Raw genomic sequence first — 19,437 nt, 5'->3', positions numbered from 1 at the left:
TTTTTTTTTTACAATTGTTACTCTATATAGGAATAAAATAATTGCTTTATAAAATATTTCAAAATTTAAATTTCAACATTATTAAGAAATATTTAATACTACATTAACATTCTATTCACTTTACAAATCTAATAGTTCAATTCATACTCTAGGGGGGTAAATCAAACATTAAAAAAGGGACAAAATAGTATTATCACACATTTAACACAAGATTTTCACTTATAATAAAAAAACAGTCATATATTTTAAGATTATTTATAATGATTCAAATAATTTAATTTTACCAAATACAACAAAAAAAAGAGCTTGTGTCCTACTTTGACACAAGCTCTTTAAATCTATCAAAAAAACACACAATTATTTCACAAAACGATACATCTCAGAAGCGGCTAATAACAAAGCACCCACCCCAAAATCGGCTGTTGAATTCTTGTCTACTACTTGTCCAGGAATTGCTTTTTCCCCAATAGGTTGCACATAACCAACTGTTCCATCGGGTTGCAATGCAAACTGAGTTAAATAGTTCCAGGATTTTTCAACCACTGGTAAATACGTTTTTTTATCTAAAATACCATTATTTATTCCCCATAAATAACCATAGGTATAAAAAGCCGTTCCACTTGTTTCTGGACCAGGTGCATGCTCGGGATCCAATAAACTTCTAGTCCAATATCCTTCTTTTTGTTGGGCACTAGCCAAAGCCTTTGCCATATCTTTAAATCTATTAATGTATTCTTGCTTGTGTTTCGCATTTTTTGGCAAATCTTGAATTATTTTGGCGTAACCCGCAAAAATCCATCCGTCTCCTCTAGCCCAAAAATCTTTTTTACCATTTACACTTTTATGTTTTGGATAAACATATTTAGCATCTCTAAAATACAAGCTAGTCTCTTGATCATACATAATTCCATTGGCATAAGTTAAATATTCATGCAATTTTTCTAAATACATTTCATTTCCAGTTAGTTTATATAATTTAGTCATAACAGGCATTACCATGTACAACCCATCTACCCACCACCAATAATCATTAGCAGCAGTACTCATTTGATACTCCATAACTTCACGAGCTCGAGCAATTTTATAAGCATCTTTCTTTCCTGTAAAATTGTATAAATCAATATAGGTTTGAAAACAAATTTGCCAATCACCAAACAACACATGTTTATCATTTTCTCCATAATTGTATTTCCATTCGGATTTGTCATTCGACTTGGCTCCCATCCATTGATTTTTTTCTGCCCAAGCCAAAGAATAATCTAAATACTTTTTATTTTTAGTAACCTTATACGCTTCCATATTCCCTGTATGATAAGCCGCAACATTCCAAAAGGAATTACCTAATTCTGGATGTGAACTTTGCCAACGACTGTTTACTTTGTCAATAAGAGCTATAACCTCTTTTTTTGATTCTTTTATAGCGGTTTCTTGCTTTACAGCACTGCTTTTACAATTAACAAGCATCAAAGAAAAAGATGTTATTAGAACAAAAAATGTGTATTTAAACTTCATAATTTTATAGTTGATTTAGTTTTTATTTATTTTGAAGCATGATCAATTGGAATAATCTGTCCTGACCAAATTTTCTTTTGAGTCCAAGGTACATAATTATCAGTCCAGAATGCATCTGTAGCTGGTAAACCTAGTACTAAAAATGCTTCTGAACACAAATACAAACTTCCTGTTGATATATACCCTTCGCCAATATTGGGTTGATGTCCATACAAACCTATTTGTAACCAGCCATTTTTATCAAATGTTCCCGGAGCTTTCAATTGATTATAAATCATAGCATATAAAGCTGAACGTACTTGAGCCGGAGCAACCTCTTTTGGCAATTCTTTCCAAAGTGCAATTTGAGACAACAACTGAAAAGCTCCAAAACGATAGGCTAATGATCGACCAATAGGCGGATAAGTTCCATCAGGAGAAATTAATCGTTCCTGAATGGCAGCATAACGCCTAGCTCTATCCAATTCTGTTTTAAAATCGGCTTTAAAATTAGTATCTTTTTCGTTGAGTGTTTTTAGTATATCCAGTTGCATGGGATGAATCACAAAACTATTGTAATAATCCCAATGAAAATCAGGACCATCTCCATAAGTTCCATCTCCTAAATACCATTTTTTATGTTCGTCTAAAGCATACATTAATCGTTTTGGGTCTTCGTCTTTATCAAACTTAAGTATCGCCGTTTCTACCATACTAGCAAAAAGCAACCAATTACTATGATACGGCTCTATTTTTCTAGACGATTTAAAAGCTTTTATCACATTTTCTTTAGTGGTTGCATCGAGTGGTTCCCACAATTGTTTTGGTGCACGTAACAAAGCCTGAGCAAAAAAAGCGGCATCAACCAAAGGCTGCTTGTCAACCTTAAAATTCATAAAATCAGGTGAATTTGGATCTGTAGCATTATGAATACATTTTTGAGCCAAAGCAATATATTTTGCTCTTAATTTCCCTTCTGGAGTTGCATCCGGACCTAACTCCAACCAAGGAGCCATCCCGGACAATAAACGACCAAAAGCCTCCAAATAAGTCACATGTTTCCTGTCATCCCAGGCACCTGGAGATCTTTCAACCGGCATTAATTCTTTCAGTTGATTGTTACTCAAGGCAACCAAAACAGGATCACCAATTTTAATTAAAGATGTTACAAAAAATTTACGAACTTTTTCAGGCGAATCTTTTTCAAGCTTTTTGGATTGTGAATACAATAACAGTGTAGTATTCAAAAAAAACACAAAAAACAAAAAGATTTTTTTAAAACAATTACTCATAATACCCAATTAATACAAATTACTATTGTGTTGATTTCCAGAAACTCTCATTCAATATATACTTATTATCCTTCACATTTTGATACTTCTTTTTAAATTCGGAAGGATTCATATTATAAAATTGCTGAAACTGTTTTCTAAAATATTTTATATCCCCAAAACCAGCTATAGATGCTGCTTGACTAATCTGCAAATCTGTCGTAATTAATAAAGTAGCTACTTTTCTTAAACGGACATTTCTCGTAAATTCAGAAACTGATTTACCTGTAATTTTTTTAATTTTTTTATAAACCAAGGAATGACTCATCCCTAGTTCAACTGCCAAATCTCTTACATTGAAATTTTCTACATCAAGATTCGCATCGATTATCTCTACAATCTTGTCGATCATTTTTTTATCTTCATCAGACAATTTTGGACTGGCTACATTTTTAGTAACTGAATTAAGAAGATAATTCTGAACACTTTCGCGTCTGGTTAATATTCCATTAATTCTGGCTAATAAATAATCATTATCAAAAGGTTTAGTAATATAATCATCCGCTCCAACCTCAGCTCCTTTCAATTTTACATCTTCTGAAGTCCCTCCTGTTAGTAATATTACCGGAATATGTTTAAATTCATCATTGGTTTTAATGTATTTACAAAAAGCAACACCATTCATTTCCCCCATAACGACATCAGAAATAATCAAATCAGGCTGAATCTTCCTAATTTTATCTAAAGCAACTTCAGCATTTTCAGCACTTGTAACTCGATATTTCGGAGTCAATATGCGTTTTAAATAATTTCTGATTTGGGGATTATCATCGACAACCAAAATACTTTTAGCATCTTTTATCAAATCATTTTCAATTTCTACTTCTTCATCAATATTCTCCAAAACCTGCTCTTGAATAACTTTATCCTCTAAAGCATCCTCTATAAATAATGTTCTGTCGCTTAAATCCTCTCTAATTTCGATGTCGCCAAAATGTTCTTTACCCAAAAGCAGTTTTATTTCAAAGACTGAACCAGCTTTCTCATTATCAAAACATCGTACCGAACCATGATGCTGATTAACAAATTGTTTCACCAAATAAAGTCCAATTCCAAAACCTTTTCTGTTATTTTTAATATTTTGGTTGGATTGATAAAACAGATTAAATATTTTCTCCTTATCTGCATCTGAAACTCCCTGACCATTATCAACAACATTTATCACGACCTCATTATTTATGTATCGGATGTTAACTGTCACAGCACCATTTTCTTTCTCTGTAAATTTTAAAGCATTGGATATCAAATTAAACAATGCCATTTCAATTTTCTCCCTATCAACATAAACAATTAGACTTTCTTCAGAAAAACTGAAACTATAATCTATATTTTTGGTTTTAGCATGATGAACAAAACAACTAAAAACCTCTTTCCCTAACTCAACAATATCAACTTTAGCTATCTTTAATTTACCGGTTTCAGTTTCCGTTTTCCTAAAAAGTAACAACTGATCTACTAAACTCAATAATCTTCTGGAATTACTATAAACCATTTCTAAAGTCCCTGGAGCGATATACTTTTCATTACCATACATTATATCTTTCAAAGGATTTATAATCATGGTTAAAGGAGAGCGAAACTCATGAGAAATATTAGTAAAAAAAGTTAATTTTTTCTCATTCAATTCTTTTTCTTGCTTTGCTAAATCTTGAGACAATTGTATTTGATATTTTAGTTGCGCTTGTCTGTTCTGATACTTATCTACTATATAAAGAATGAAAGCAACAACTAAAACATAAAACAGATAAGCATAATTACTTCGATACCAAGGAGGTAAAATAGTAATAGGTAATGAAATAACGCTAGTATTCCAAATTCCTTCAGCATTCGTTGATTTAATTTTTAAAACATAATTCCCTTCTGTTAATTTTGAATAATTTGCTGTTCTAATATTACCTACATAATGCCATTGGGAATCCCACCCTTCTAAAAAATAAGCGTACGAAATTTTTTCAGGTAGGCTGTATTCTAATGCAGCAAATTTAATATTCAACATCGACTCATCGTATGGTAATCTTAATTTATCGATTCCAAAAGCAGTCAAACCAGATTCATTATAAAATTGATTATTAACATTGATATCAGTAATAATTAATTTAGGGAAAGGATGTTTTTGACTTTCAATCTTTGTATCAATTATATTAAAACCTTTAATACCTCCAAAAACTATTTCTCCTGTAGATAATTTGAGTGCTGCATTATAATTAAACTGATTACTTTGAAGCCCATCTGCAGCTTGATATTTTGTTATTTTACCATTAGCTCCATTATAAACAAAAATTCCATTATAAGTACTACACCAATAAGTTCCTTTATTGTCTTTAACAATATTAAGAACTGAATTATTTGGAAGTCCATTCTTTTGAGTCAAAAACTTTTTCTTAAAGTTTTTAGGATTATAAATCATCAAACCGCCCCCTTCGGTAGCAACAAGCATTTTGGTATTAGAAACCGATACAATAGAACGTATTGGATAGTTTAAATCCTCTACTTTTTTTTCCATTGTCTTTATATTAAGCCTGATAAGATTTGTAAAAGTACCCAACCACAAAACACCTTCTTTATCTTCTGTAATTGAAATAATACCATTAATTTTTGCATCTACATAATCAAATCTATCATCATCTGAATTGTATCGATATAATCCTTCAACATCGGGTGATGCAGCCCATAAAATACCGGCTTTACTTTTAAAAAGTTCCCAAATATTTTTATGCCCAATATTATATTTAGAGCTATAAAGATCGTATCTCTTGAATGTTTTAGTTTGAGAATTAAAAAGGCAAACTCCCCCTCCATACGTCCCGAACCAAATACCTTTTTCGTCTTTCACAATCTTTGTAACAAAATTATTAGAAAGAGAATTTGGATTATTTGGATTATGAGAATAGTTTGTAAAAATATTATTTTTCCTATCCCATAAACTGGCTCCAAAACCATCAGTTCCTACCCAAATATGACTAGTATCTTGTTCACAAAAGGAAAGAATAAAATCACTAGGTAATGTGTTTGTTGTCTTATTATTTTTTGAAATAGTTTGAAAAGGTTTTATCCTACTTTCAATAACATTTACTCCTCCCCTCAAAGTACCAACCCAAACCCGATTATCATTATCACAATATAAAGATGAAATTGCATTACTTGTTAAATCCTTTGACAAACTGCTTGAATTTATCAAATTAAAAAACTTTTCTTTTGTATCAAAACTAAGAATACCATTACTCCCTGTAGCTATCCAAATTTGCTTGCTATCTGGTTTGTACATCAAACCTGAAATAATTGTGTATTTTAATTGTGGACTTAAAAAAGTTTCAGTGCTTTTATCTTTAATGTTGAATTTTATTAATCCATCACTTAACCCTAACCAAATATTTGAAAAACCATCATAAGTTATAAAATCAACATTATCAATAGATTTAACCAAATTTAGTGTTTGGGTTTTTGTATCTAAGATTGCAACACCTTTCCCAATAATGGCCCATAGCCTTCCTAATCTATCAATTACAAGACCTTGCACATGATAATCCCAATGTAATCTACCATTTAATTTGAGAGGAATTGCTATTATCTTATCTCCTTTATTAGAAGCGCATAACAACCCACTTCCAGCTGTAGCAACATATATATTTTTATTGTGTTCTTTAATCTCATTTATTGTGAAATCAATTAGTTCCTGTTTGTTAGTTTTAGGATTTAAATAATACTTCGTACTAAATCCATTAGACAAATAATTATAAACACTTATCCCTCCTTTAGTACCTATCCAAATATCATTATGAGTCCCACAAATACTTACAACCCTATTATTAATTAGCGAGTTGGCATCATTGGGCTCATTTCTATAATTCAAAAAATTATATCCATCGTACCTACTAATTCCGTCATAAGTACCGAACCACATTAAACCTCGTTTATCTTTATAAACAGCGGTTACAGCATTATTAGCTAATCCATGTTCAATTCCTAAATAAGCTACATCATATTTATCATTGTTAAAACTTGTACGTAATAAACCTTTTACTGTTTGCGAACTCACAGTAATACAAGTAAAAAATGTTAAAAGCAAAAAAGAAACTTTTCTCAACATAAAAATACTGTTTGGTTATTTATAAAATTACTAATCTGATAAAAGATATAAAAGTTTAATTTAAATAAAATCTATAATTACATACATCATAATAATTAAAAAAAACCTATGAATTACTTCATAGGTTTTTTAACTAACACAAAAACCCTAAAAATTAATTAACTAATGAAATTAAATATGAATAACTATATTTTTTGTCCAATAAACGATACTTATCATGTGGTAATCTTCCCCAACTATCATCCCCACCTACACCTCGTTGTTTATAATCTACATGAAGGTAAACAGCTTCTTTAGAATCTAAATTTAAATCCGAAGGATGACGTTGAGACTTACGTTTACCTGGGTCAATATCTTCTGTTGAAACATTTAACGCACTAAAACCAATTGCTTGCTCTCCAGTTATCTTCAATCCTTTTCCACTATCATTTTTTAAAGTCAACCAGCGAACATCTGTTTTATAACCCGATTCTTGAGGACGAATATAATTTCTTGTAAATTGGTTAATTACTTTATCCGAATAATTCCCCATAAATGATGCTGTATTTCTATCCGAATAGTTTTCCCAAGGTCCTCTACCATAATAATTTAAATGATCATAAGCACCATTTAGTTTTAAACGCATTCCAAAACGAGGCAATTCAGGTAAATTTTTTCCTGTAATATCGATGGCTGCCGTTACTTTAATAGCACCATCATTTTGAATTAGATAATTTACAGCATAAGGAACTTCAACTCCGGAAAGTTGATAGTTAACAGTAAGTAATAATCCTTCTTTAGATTTTTTATCCAAGCTTACATTCAATAAACTTGGCTTTTGTGATGCTGTTTTCCAGACAACCAATTTATTTTGCGAACCACTACCAAAATCGTTATCAGTAGGTGCACGCCAGAAATAAGGGGATGGAAAATCAGTTATCAATTGTTCCGTAGAATTTTTCAAAGTATACTTTGTAAATTCTCCTTTTTCCATATCAAATGTTCCTTGAACACTTTCTGTTTCAAAAGAAAGTAAATTCTTTTTAACTGTATATTTCAGTTTTTTAACACTTTTAGCATCAGAATGATTTGCAAAATAATTTCCTTTACCAATTGAGAACTGTTCTCTAGCAAATTCATGACCTTTTGCTACTAATGGTGCGTCATTTTTAGAATATGCATAAACATTTATAAAATACTCTGAACTATCATCAATACTTCCTAAATCCAAAGCTACTTTTTTACTTTCTTCTGGATTTAGATTAAGAGTAAATTCCCCCAATTTACTAATCGCCCCATTCTGAACTAATTCCCATTTAAAGTTATAATCAGACAAATTGGTAAAATTAAAATGATTTGTAACAACTAAATTACGCTCATCTTCCAATTGAAATTGAATGTTCTGATACACTTTTTTCACTTCAAACAAACCTGGATGAGGAACTCTATTAGCACTCACCAATCCATTAGCACAGAAATTTTCATCATTTTGCAACTTGGCTCCTCCTAAATCTCCACCATAAGCCCAGAATGTAATTCCCTTCTCATTTTTCGTTTTCAATCCCTGGTCTACCCAATCCCAGATAAAACCACCTTGCATGTGCTTGCTACTATTAATTATATCCCAATATTCTTGAAAATTCCCACTACTATTCCCCATTGCATGTGAGTACTCACACATAATGTAGGGACGTTTTTTATCAGCTTTAGCATATTCTTTCATACTTTCAATTCCAGGATACATAGGACAAACAATATCTGTATTTCTATTTTCACCTGCTTGTTCAAATTGAACTGGACGAGAAGAATCTACTTTTTTTAACCAATCGTAGCCATCGTAAAACACTGGGCCATTTCCGCATTCATTTCCTAACGACCAAATAATTATCGAAGCTTGATTTTTATTTAATTCAAACATTCTTTTGATACGATCTAAATGAGCTGGAGCCCATTCTGGTAAATAGGCAGGGTGTTTTGATTTATCAAATGATCCTTGCCATTCAGCACCCATTCCATGAGATTCTATGTTAGCTTCATCAACCACATAAAAACCATACTCATCACACAAATCGTAAAAACGGGTATCATGTGGATAATGACACATTCTGATTGAGTTAATATTGTTTTCTTTCATCAATTGAAGATCTTTCAACATTAAATCGGTGTCTGGAACATGTCCTTTTGTTTCACTATGCTCATGTATATTTACTCCTTTTACTAATACCGCTTTTCCATTTACTAATAATTGGGCATTTTTGATTTCAACTTTTCTGAAACCTGTTTTTTTAGATATAATCTCTAAAGTATTTACTTTTTCATCTAATAATGAAATTGTATAAGAGTACAAATTTGGTGTTTCAGCATTCCATTGCTTAACATTATCAATTGTTTTAGTAAAATTGATTTTTTGATCTTTATTCAAAACTTTTTTAGTTTCAGAAAAAACAACTTTGCCTTGATTATCGTATAAATCAACTTTTACAGCTGGATTTTTAATTTTACTATTTTGGAATGTTCGTAAAGTTACATCCAAATTAAACAAACCATTTTGGTATTGAGAATCTAAATCACTTTTTACAAAGAAATCCCAAATAGTAGTTTTAGGCATTGCTTGCAAATAAACATCACGTTCAATACCACTTAATCTCCAAAAATCTTGATCTTCTAGGTAACTTCCATCATGCCAACGAAAAACTTGAACAGCAATTACATTGTTTCCTTTATTCAAAAAAGGAGTAATATTGAATTCAGCAGGTGTCTTGGAAGCCTTAGTCATACCTACTTCTTTTCCATTTAAAAACACTCTAGCATAACCTGTAATTGAGGCAAAATGCAAAATAATTTCTTTATCATTCCAAGCATCTGAAACTGTAAAACTACGTCTGTACGTCCCAACTGGATTGTAATCTCCATTTATGAAAGGTGGATTTTTAGGAAAAGGATAAACTAAATTAGTGTAAATAGGAATATCAAAACCTTGAATTTCCCAATTGGAAGGCACTTCTATTGTACTCCAATTAGAATCATTTAAATCAGTGGCATAAAAATCCATTAGTCTTTGTGATGGATTTTTAACAACGGTAAACTTCCAATTTCCGTTTAGACTTTGATATAAAGCTGATTTTTGAGGATTATTTTCTTTCAATTCAGCTTGGTTGCTGTACAAAAGAAAAGAACTTCTGGCTGCTTCCTTACCTCTATCAATGATTTGAGGATTTTCCCATTCGTTTGTTTGTGCAAAATTGGATTGAAGACTAAAAAAAATAGCAAGTGCTACTAAAACATTTTTCATTTAACTCTTTTTAATTAACCTATTTATAAATCATTCCATTTTGGTTACTTTTTACTAATTGCCAATCTATAACAAACAAGTAGCAAAAAACAACAAAATGAAGTTTACAAATATAAATAACTCAAGAAAAGAGATGAGGGGTATAATGCAATATTAAAGGGGGTAATTCCGCCCATTTAGACAAAAATCAAGCCTTTTTCTTTAATACAGACTAAAACTTCTGGAGGAAACGAAATAATTAAAAACAAAAAAGCCTCTTTTTTCAAAGAGGCTTTGTACCCAGGACCGGGATCGAACCGGTACTCCTAAGAACTGGTGTTTGAGACCAGCGCGTCTACCAATTCCGCCACCTGGGCATAGGCTAAGAATAACGAATTATTCTATAGTGGTCAATAAGATTTTAAATAAACTCTAAAAGTCTTATCGTTTAAGACGGTGCAAATGTAAAAAATAATATTAAAGTTTCTAACAAAATTAATGGAAATTTTACTTTCACAGTCAAATTAATTTTCTAAATTTGCAGCTCGTTAAAACAGCATATACTAACTCACTACATCCGAGATATTTACAGGTTTTTTAGCTTTGAAAAAAAATCGAAATTAAAAAACACAAAACAAATCGGAGTAAAAACAACAAATCAAATGTCACAAAGAGAACCAGAAGCTAAAATTTTTGCTTGTTCAAAAAGTGTCTATCTAGCAGAAAAGATATCCGAAGCATACGGAATACCGCTAGGGAAAGTTTCTTTATCACATTATAGTGATGGTGAATTCCAACCATCATTTGAAGAATCAATAAGAGGATTACGCGTTTTTCTTATTGGATCTACATTTCCGAGCACCGAAAACTTAATGGAGTTGTTGTTGATGATTGATGCTGCAAAACGTGCATCAGCAAGACATATTACTGCTGTGATGCCATATTTCGGTTGGGCTAGACAAGACAGAAAAGACAAACCTAGAGTACCAATTGGAGCAAAATTAATTGCTAAAATGCTTGAAGCTGCTGGTGCAACTAGAATTATGACCATGGATTTACATGCTGATCAAATCCAGGGATTCTTTGAAAAACCAGTAGACCATTTATTTGCTTCTACTATTTTCTTACCTTATGTAGAAAGCTTAAAGTTAGACAACCTGACTATAGCTTCTCCAGATATGGGTGGTTCAAAGAGAGCTTATGCTTACTCAAAATTCTTAGCATCTGATGTTGTGATTTGCTACAAACAAAGAAAGCAAGCGAACGTTATCGACACTATGGAACTAATTGGGGAAGTAAAAGGTCGTAATGTTATCTTGGTTGATGACATGATTGATACGGGAGGAACACTTGCAAAAGCTGCCGATTTAATGATCGAAAGAGGTGCGCTAAGCGTAAGAGCGATTTGCACACACGCCATATTATCGGGTAATGCTTATGAAAGAATTGAAGAATCAAAACTTAGCGAATTAATCGTTACTGATTCTATTCCTTTAAAGAAAGAATCTAAAAAAATCAGAGTGGTAAGTTGCGCTCCACTTTTTGCAGAAGTGATGCACATGGTACAAAACAACAATTCCATCAGTGGAAAGTTTATCATGTAGTCATTGCGAGGAACGAAGCAATCTCACTATAAATAAGTACTAAATTTAGTACTTCAAAAAAAGAGTATTAATAACTATAAATATTTAAAATGAAATCGATTACAATTAAAGGATCAGAAAGAGAAAGCGTGGGCAAAGTTGCTACTAAAGCCTTACGTAATGCTGGAGCGGTTCCTTGCGTGTTATACGGAGGAGATCAACCAGTTCATTTTTCAGCAGAAGAAAAAGCATTCAAAAACTTGGTTTACACTCCAAACGCTCACACAGTTGTGATCGACCTTGGAAATGGTAAAACTTTCAATGCTATCTTACAAGACATTCAAGTTCACCCAGTTTCTGACAAAATCTTACACATTGACTTCTTTCAATTATTTGATAATAAAGAAATCACTATCGAAGTTCCTGTTAAAATCACTGGTAACTCTAAAGGAGTTATGGCTGGAGGAGATTTACGTATCAACAACCGTAAATTAAAAGTTAAAGCTTTACCTAAAAATCTTCCTGATTTTGTTGAAGCTGACATCACTCCTCTTGACATGGGTAACAAATTATATGTTACTAAAGTACCTACACCAGACTTCAAAATCATGCACCCAGACAACACAGTTATCTGCCAAGTGAAGATGTCTCGTGCGGCTATGAAAGCAGCTCAAGAAGCAGCAAAAGCAGCAAAAGCACCTGCAAAAGGAAAGAAAAAATAATCTTTTTTCAATCATACTTAAAAGCATCAGTTATCCAACTGGTGCTTTTTTTTTGATTAGAAGCGAAAGACAAGGATTACCAGCAAACAAGATTCCCGCTATCGCCTATATCTCTCCACTACGTTACGAGGATAGCGGCTCTATCGGGGCTAATTTGGGTTTTATAGTTTTGTATTTGTCATTAATAACCGGAAAACTCAAAAAATTAGCAACTCTGAAACTTAGAAACTTCAAAAAAACTATTTTTGCAAAATGAAAAACTGGTTCAAAAAGCTGTTTTCAAAAACAAAAACAGAGAACAACACAACTGATATGAAGAAATTTTTAATTGTAGGCTTAGGAAATATCGGAGCCGAATATGTAAATACACGTCACAACATTGGTTTTAAAGTATTGGATTATTTAGCCAAAAAAGAAAATCTTGATTTCCAAACCGTAAAATTGGGTTCACTCGCCGAATACAAATTCAAAGGAAGAAGCTTTTTTTTATTAAAACCCAACACCTACATGAATTTAAGCGGTAAAGCGGTTCAATATTGGATGGAAAAAGAAAATATCCCATTGGAAAACGTATTCATAATTACTGACGATTTGAATTTACCCTTTGGCACCATTCGAATAAAACCAAAAGGCAGCGACGGTGGACATAACGGACTTAAAAATATTAACCTGGTTCTAAACACTAATCAATACACTCGTTTCCGATTTGGTATTAGCGATGAATTCAAAAAAGGAAAACAAGTAGATTATGTTTTAGGCGAATGGAACTCTGCCGAAAATGAAGCCCTTCCAGAACGATTAGAAATAGCTTCAGAAGTGATAAAATCATTTGGAACAGCTGGACTAGAAAACACAATGACAACATTTAATGGTAAATAAAAAAAGGCGAGAACAAATACTCGCCTTTTTCATTGATTCACAACATATTATTCAATAATAATCTTAGTCGATTTTTTAATAGAACCATCTACCAGTACCACTAAATACACCCCTGAATGTGGCTTTTGAGACATTTGTATATTTTGATTAAAACCACCATTGTTTACATATTTCTCAGTAAAAAGTCTTTTACCAACCATATCAAAAACCATAACTTCTAGTTCTTTACTAGTTGAATTACTTATATATTGAACATTAAAATTACCATCATTAGAAGTAGAACTAACTATCAAATCATTGGAAGCATCTCCATAAGGAATCAACTTATAATCCTGCGTACAAATACTAATCGATGCCGAATTCAAAACTCCTGAATCATTGGTAAACATATCTCGCATACGCAACGTCCAATTTCCTTGAGGATTTTCGCCATTAAAATTACCTAAAACACCATCTGGAGCAACAGTTTGTAAAGAAGTATTCGAACAAGACAAACTCTCACCTAAATCGTCAAAAACCAATCTCAACTTACCATTAATATCTCCACAGGCATTGTACAACAACTTAACAACTGTCCCTTTTGGACTTACTAAATCCATTTGAATATCTGAAAAATAAGTATGCGTAATCTCTAAATTAAGATTTACATCAGCAACAGATGATGAAGACGATGGAAATGAAATTACTCTTGTAGTATCAAAATTACTTTGTTCAGGTATTTCATAAGGGGTAGCAAAATTAAAAGTTTGACAACTCGATTCCACAATATAACCAATAGCGAAAGTGGTACTATTTACAGCATAAAAAATATTATCCGTTGGTTCTATTAAAACTCTACAAAATTTCGAAGAAACATTTGGAACTACTATCACCTCATTACCATCATTTGGAACAGCGGTAGCTAAAGTAATTGGAAATGTAAGCCCGTTGTCGGTAGATAACTTGATGTTTACTGTAGCAGCTCCAGCCAAAGTATTTGTTCCATTTACATTCCATGTAATTGTTTGTTCAGCATCTTGAAACCAACTTAAATTCTCGGTATTTTGAGAAGTAACTTCAAATGGACCTGTGTTTGCATTTACAGTTACAACCATTTCATCAGAAACCGTTTGAGCCAATCCTTCAGTAGCATTATCCCTTGCCGTTAATACAAAATGCAAAGTACGACCAACAGATGAAACAGATTCCCATTTGCTAGTCAACCTACCTGCCAAAACATTTTCAAAGCTTGGCATATAACGAACAGCTGTGCTCACCGGTGGAAAAGATCTAAAAAGCGGACCATTTGTTTTAGTACTAACAGCCAAACTTAAATCGCCACTAGCAGAAGTTGCTGGGTCATTTTGTTCCCAAACAAAACTATCCGTAGCTACATTTCTAGCAGTGCCTTTTAAAACAAATGGGGTCGATTTAGGAATCGTGTAATCTGCTCCAGCATTTACCGTTGGTGCCGCAGCAGTTATTGTTGTAATTACTGGACAAGTTTTAGTAGCTAAATTAGTTTGAATTTGACTAATACTTACAAATGAAAAATAATCACTAGAACGCAATTCCACATCATAATCAGTTGTAATTCCCGCATAACCCATTATAGTAGAACCACTTCCGGGCTCAACATTAGCTGAAGTACCTTCAATATCATAAGAAAATGTATGATTTGCCCCTAACTGATGTCCCATTTCATGTGCTACAAAATCAATATCAAAAGCATCTCCTTTGGGCATATTATTTGAGGGTGACGTATATGCACTCCCTTTTCCTGAATTACAAACACAGCCAATACATCCAGCGTTTCCTCCTCCACCACTGGCTCCAAACAAATGCCCTATGTCATAATTTGAATTACCAATTACTGTATTTAAATTATTTTGTAATTCAGCACTCCAAGCACCAGCAACATCTTCGTTTCCTACCCCTGTTGTAGCATTAGAATACGGATCAGTTGAAGCATTAGTATAAATAATTTGATCATTGTTTGCAATTAGCAAAAGTTTGACTGCTAAATCTCTACTAAAAACCCCATTTACTCGAGTCATAGTAGCATTCATTGCAGCAAGAGTAGCATTTACTGTTCCTCCATGATAAACAGCATATTCGCCTGTGCAGGACAAGGCTAATCTAAGTGTCCTAAATTTTTGATCACTTGAAACTAATTTTGATGTTTGCTTACTTGTCTTAGTTGAAACAGAGTTATCTACGGTAGAACAATTAAAAGGCAAACGTTCTTTTATCTTTTTTTCCGAATCAAAAACAACATAAATACCTTTATTCTCTGAATCTTTTTCAATAAACTCCATTTGATTTCCATTTCGACTTATCATCGTTTGGATACCCAAAGAAGACATACTAAAATTCAAAACTGCAGTTGGATCAGAAATACCCACACCTGAATAAGAGCGGATATCGGGATATTTAGCCTGCAATTCTGGTTCAAAATTAGAATTCTCATGTATAGAAAATTTTTCAAATTCTCCTTTGGCATTTGGAATAGTGATAACAGTTGCAGCAGACTGTTTTGGATCATGAACAATTTGTAGCTTGGATTTTATATGTTCTTCATCCAATTGAAATAAAACAGCGTTTGAAGATTCAACTTTACCTAAAAGCCTAGCGGTAGATTGAACAGCAGAAGCATCAACTCGTTTCCAAGGGTTTTTATCTTGTGCATTAACAATGGAGAAAAATAACAAAAAGAATACGAATAGAGTATTAATTTTCATAAGCTGCTAAATTTATGTTTCAAAAATAAGCGATTCCAATCAAAAATATTGAACAGCATCGTTAATTAACAAATGAATATCTATGCAATTACCTCAATTACATCCATTTTTTACTAATTCTACCAAAATCAAATAAAAAAACAGAAACCACTAAGCCTAAAATATGATTTAGATAGTATAAATTTGCACTACTATAAAATAATCACTTTGAAGATTTTTCATTCTATAAAAGATTTCAGTTCTCCAAAAAAAACAATTCTTACTTTGGGAACTTTTGATGGGGTTCATATTGGCCACAAAAAAATACTAGAAAGGTTAATTCAACAAACGGTTGACACTAACTATGAAAGTCTAGTATTGACTTTTTTTCCCCATCCAAGAATGATACTGCAAGAGCGCTCAGAAATAAAACTCTTAAATACAATTCCTGAAAAAATTAATCTTTTAGAACAAATTGGAATTGAAAACCTAATAATTCATCCTTTTGACGAAAGTTTTTCAAGACTAACTGCCGAAGAATTTGTTAAGACAGTTTTGGTAGAGCAATTTAAAATTCAAAAAATTATTATTGGTTACGACCATCGATTTGGACGAAATAGAACTGCCGACATCAATAACCTTATTGAATTTGGTAAAAAATACGACTTTGAAGTTGAACAAATTTCTGCCCAAGAAATCAATGACATTTCGGTAAGTTCCACCAAAATCAGAAACGCCTTGAATGAAGGAAATATGTTTTTGGCTAACAAATATCTAGGCTATGATTATTTTTTATCTGGAACCGTAATAAAAGGCAAACAACTAGGAAAATCAATAGGTTTCCCAACTGCTAATCTTTCTATTGAAGAAGATTACAAACTTATCCCTCAAAAAGGGGTTTATATTGTGTCAAGTACAATCGACAATCAAAAAGTATTTGGAATGATGAATATTGGCCATAATCCAACGGTAGGAGGCGAAAATTTATCAGTTGAAATACATTTTTTAAATTTTGATGCCGATTTATATGACCAAAACATTAGTGTTTCCATTCTTAAACATATTCGTGCAGAGCAAAAATTTGACTCACTAACACTTTTGAAAGAGCAAATCGAAAAAGACAAAACTCAAACGCTCGAGTACATCAAAGCGCTTTCATAAGTAAATAAAAAACTAGGCCGTTTTTTAAATTAACTCCTATATTTTACGTAAATTTGATAGACAATACCTTGTTTATCAAACATTTATTTTTTAACCCTAAAAAATTAAGCGTATGAAACTGCCTAAAGAATTTTATAATGGAGTGATTATTTTTATTGGTATTGCACTTTATTTCTTGTTGATGGAAGCGCTACACCTCTCCAATTTTTTCTACCTAAGACTATTCAACATTATTTTTATCTACTATGGTGTAAATAGAAGCCTGAAGACCAATTTTGTTGAAGGAAAAACGAACCTTGCAGACAATGCCATTTCCGCATTATTTACTTCATTAACTGGCGTATTTTTAAGTATTTCAGGACTAGTAGCTTATATCTACGCAAAAGGTGGAGATGAATATATCAAAACACTTTCTGAATCGTTGTTATTTGTAGGAAGCCCTTCTGTTATGACTTATAACATTTCTTTACTCTTTGAAGGAATTGTTTCTGCTGTTATTGTTACTTTTTCACTTTTACTATTCTGGAAAAAGAAATATCCATCGGACTAAACGGTTCCCTATTTAAAGTAGATTGGGTTTTATTTTATTTAGTATTCATCCATAAAAAACAGTATCATGAAATCTACAAAAGAAATCACTAACGGATGTATTATTTTTATAACCATCGGAATCTATTTTATACTGATGGAAATGCTTAAGCTATCTGATTTGTTTTATTTACGAATACTAAACATCTTATTTGTTTTTTATGGTGTAAATCGAACAATCCAGATGAACCTTGACGAAGGAAAGAAAAAATTTGTTTCCAATGCTGTATCCGCTTTATTTACCGCAATTATAGGTGTAGTACTTAGCATAATTGCTCTTGTTATATATAGTCATTTACGAGGAGGAGATACATTTGTTCAATCGCTATCAGAAAGTTTCCTTTTTGGCGGAAATCCTTCAATAGATGCTTATTCGATTTCGCTCCTTTTTGAAGGACTAGCCTCATCAGTCATAGTAACCATGTTATTAATGCTCTATTGGAACAATCAATTCTCAACTGATTAATCTTCTTTTTTAAGTCCAATCGTTTTTACAGCTATTGCATTGCCGTTTTGAACATTTTAACTACTTTTGAGCCATCAAAAATCACAATACAATGAGTATTACAAAACACAATTGGACAAAAGAAGAGATTATTGCGATATATAATAAACCTATGATGGATTTGCTTTACGAAGCAGCATCTATTCATAGAGAACACCATGACCCAAATGTGGTTCAGGTATCTACTTTATTATCTATTAAAACAGGAGGTTGTCCAGAAGATTGCGGGTATTGCCCACAGGCAGCACGCTATCACACAGGTGTTGAAGGGAACGATTTAATGTCTGTTAGTCAAGTGAAGGCTCAAGCATTAAGAGCTAAAGAATCAGGTTCTTCACGTGTATGTATGGGAGCTGCATGGAGAAACGTTAAAGACGGACCAGAATTTGATCAAGTTCTAGAAATGGTTCGTACCATTAACAAATTGGACATGGAAGTTTGTTGTACACTAGGTATGCTTACGGAAAACCAAGCGCATCGTTTGGCCGAAGCAGGGTTATATGCATACAACCACAACTTAGATACGTCTGAGGAATATTATAAAGAAGTTATTTCGACAAGAGGATTTGAAGATCGTTTAGAAACAATTGACAATGTTCGTAAAACGAATGTAACGGTTTGTAGTGGAGGTATTATTGGAATGGGAGAAAGTATTGAAGACCGCGCAGGTATGTTAGTAGCGCTTTCAACTTTAAACCCACAACCCGAATCAGTGCCTATCAATGCATTAGTTGCAGTTGAAGGAACACCAATGGAAGAAGAAAAACCAGTTGAAATTTGGGAAATGATACGCATGGTTGCAACGACTCGTATCGTAATGCCAGAAACTCAAGTTCGCCTTTCGGCAGGAAGAACTAACATGAGTCGTGAAGGACAAGCTATGTGTTTCTTTGCGGGAGCCAATTCCATTTTTGCAGGTGATAAACTTTTAACTACTCCAAATCCAGATGTTAATGAAGATATGAAGATGTTTGAAATGTTAGGACTGATTCCTCAAAAGCCATTCACAAAAGTATCTCAGCCAAAAACAGTTGAAGCAGAAGATTCTCAATTTGCTCCACTTGGTGAGAAACCAAAATGGTCTCGTCCAGGTCACGTGATAGAAAGAAATGTTGAAGCCTCGATAAAAGGAAAATAAATA

12 protein-coding genes and 1 tRNA gene are annotated in these 19,437 nt (G+C 32.6%); 7 read left to right on the top strand and 6 right to left on the bottom strand.

Translation table 11 applies throughout. The features are described 5' to 3' along the window. Window positions 1-357 precede the first annotated feature (357 nt). The 5 genes from ACFPTQ_RS03985 to ACFPTQ_RS03965 form a co-directional block, all read right to left on the bottom strand. The gene (locus ACFPTQ_RS03985; RefSeq protein ID WP_379774145.1) at window positions 358-1,512 is read right to left on the bottom strand and encodes a glycoside hydrolase family 88 protein; all 1,155 of its coding nucleotides are present in this window, start codon (window positions 1,510-1,512) and stop codon (window positions 358-360) included. Window positions 1,513-1,538: 26 nt separating this feature from the next. After that, window positions 1,539-2,747: a DUF2264 domain-containing protein gene (locus ACFPTQ_RS03980; protein WP_379775544.1), complete on the bottom strand. Its 1,209-nt coding sequence runs from the start codon at window positions 2,745-2,747 to the stop codon at window positions 1,539-1,541. A 58-nt stretch (window positions 2,748-2,805) separates the two neighbouring features. Then, the gene (locus tag ACFPTQ_RS03975) at window positions 2,806-6,909 is read right to left on the bottom strand and encodes a hybrid sensor histidine kinase/response regulator transcription factor (RefSeq protein ID WP_379774143.1); all 4,104 of its coding nucleotides are present in this window, start codon (window positions 6,907-6,909) and stop codon (window positions 2,806-2,808) included. A gap of 154 nt (window positions 6,910-7,063) precedes the next feature. Beyond that, window positions 7,064-10,180, bottom strand: a complete 3,117-nt coding sequence (locus ACFPTQ_RS03970; protein ID WP_379774140.1) for a glycoside hydrolase family 2 TIM barrel-domain containing protein — start codon at window positions 10,178-10,180, stop codon at window positions 7,064-7,066. Between the two features lie 276 nt (window positions 10,181-10,456). Next, window positions 10,457-10,536 (bottom strand) — tRNA-Leu (locus ACFPTQ_RS03965). A 285-nt stretch (window positions 10,537-10,821) separates the two neighbouring features. On the opposite strand from ACFPTQ_RS03965, the gene ACFPTQ_RS03960 reads away from it, so the two are divergent. The 3 genes from ACFPTQ_RS03960 (at window position 10,822) to pth (ending at window position 13,343) form a co-directional block, all read left to right on the top strand. Beyond that, entirely contained in the window at window positions 10,822-11,763 is a 942-nt protein-coding gene (locus ACFPTQ_RS03960) for a ribose-phosphate pyrophosphokinase (protein ID WP_278034330.1), read from the top strand. Window positions 11,764-11,852: 89 nt separating this feature from the next. Next, on the top strand, window positions 11,853-12,464 hold the full coding sequence (locus tag ACFPTQ_RS03955) for a 50S ribosomal protein L25/general stress protein Ctc (RefSeq protein WP_278034331.1): 612 nt from the start codon (window positions 11,853-11,855) through the stop codon (window positions 12,462-12,464). Window positions 12,465-12,716: 252 nt separating this feature from the next. Further along, entirely contained in the window at window positions 12,717-13,343 is a 627-nt protein-coding gene (pth, locus tag ACFPTQ_RS03950) for an aminoacyl-tRNA hydrolase (RefSeq protein WP_379774135.1), read from the top strand. Between the two features lie 47 nt (window positions 13,344-13,390). Here the strand turns inward: pth and ACFPTQ_RS03945 are convergent, their stop codons facing one another. Next, window positions 13,391-16,063 (bottom strand): reprolysin-like metallopeptidase, encoded by a 2,673-nt coding sequence (locus ACFPTQ_RS03945; RefSeq protein ID WP_379774132.1) that lies wholly within the window; start codon window positions 16,061-16,063, stop codon window positions 13,391-13,393. Between the two features lie 207 nt (window positions 16,064-16,270). On the opposite strand from ACFPTQ_RS03945, the gene ACFPTQ_RS03940 reads away from it, so the two are divergent. The 4 genes from ACFPTQ_RS03940 to bioB all read left to right on the top strand — a co-directional run bounded on the left by ACFPTQ_RS03940 (window position 16,271) and on the right by bioB (window position 19,434). Then, on the top strand, window positions 16,271-17,203 hold the full coding sequence (locus ACFPTQ_RS03940; RefSeq protein ID WP_379774129.1) for a bifunctional riboflavin kinase/FAD synthetase: 933 nt from the start codon (window positions 16,271-16,273) through the stop codon (window positions 17,201-17,203). 112 nt (window positions 17,204-17,315) lie between these two features. Continuing rightward, window positions 17,316-17,753, top strand: a complete 438-nt coding sequence (locus tag ACFPTQ_RS03935; RefSeq protein WP_278036500.1) for a hypothetical protein — start codon at window positions 17,316-17,318, stop codon at window positions 17,751-17,753. 66 nt (window positions 17,754-17,819) lie between these two features. After that, window positions 17,820-18,257, top strand: coding sequence for a hypothetical protein (locus tag ACFPTQ_RS03930; RefSeq protein ID WP_379774126.1), 438 nt, complete (start codon window positions 17,820-17,822; stop codon window positions 18,255-18,257). A gap of 91 nt (window positions 18,258-18,348) precedes the next feature. Then, entirely contained in the window at window positions 18,349-19,434 is a 1,086-nt protein-coding gene (bioB, locus tag ACFPTQ_RS03925) for a biotin synthase BioB (RefSeq protein ID WP_379774123.1), read from the top strand. Window positions 19,435-19,437: the final 3 nt, after the last annotated feature.

This window comes from Flavobacterium sp. GCM10022190, assembly GCF_042656445.1.
GTDB lineage: Bacteria > Bacteroidota > Bacteroidia > Flavobacteriales > Flavobacteriaceae > Flavobacterium > Flavobacterium nitratireducens.
The sequence above is the reverse complement of the archived record's forward strand: the minus strand, read 5'-3'. Positions and strand labels throughout refer to the sequence as shown.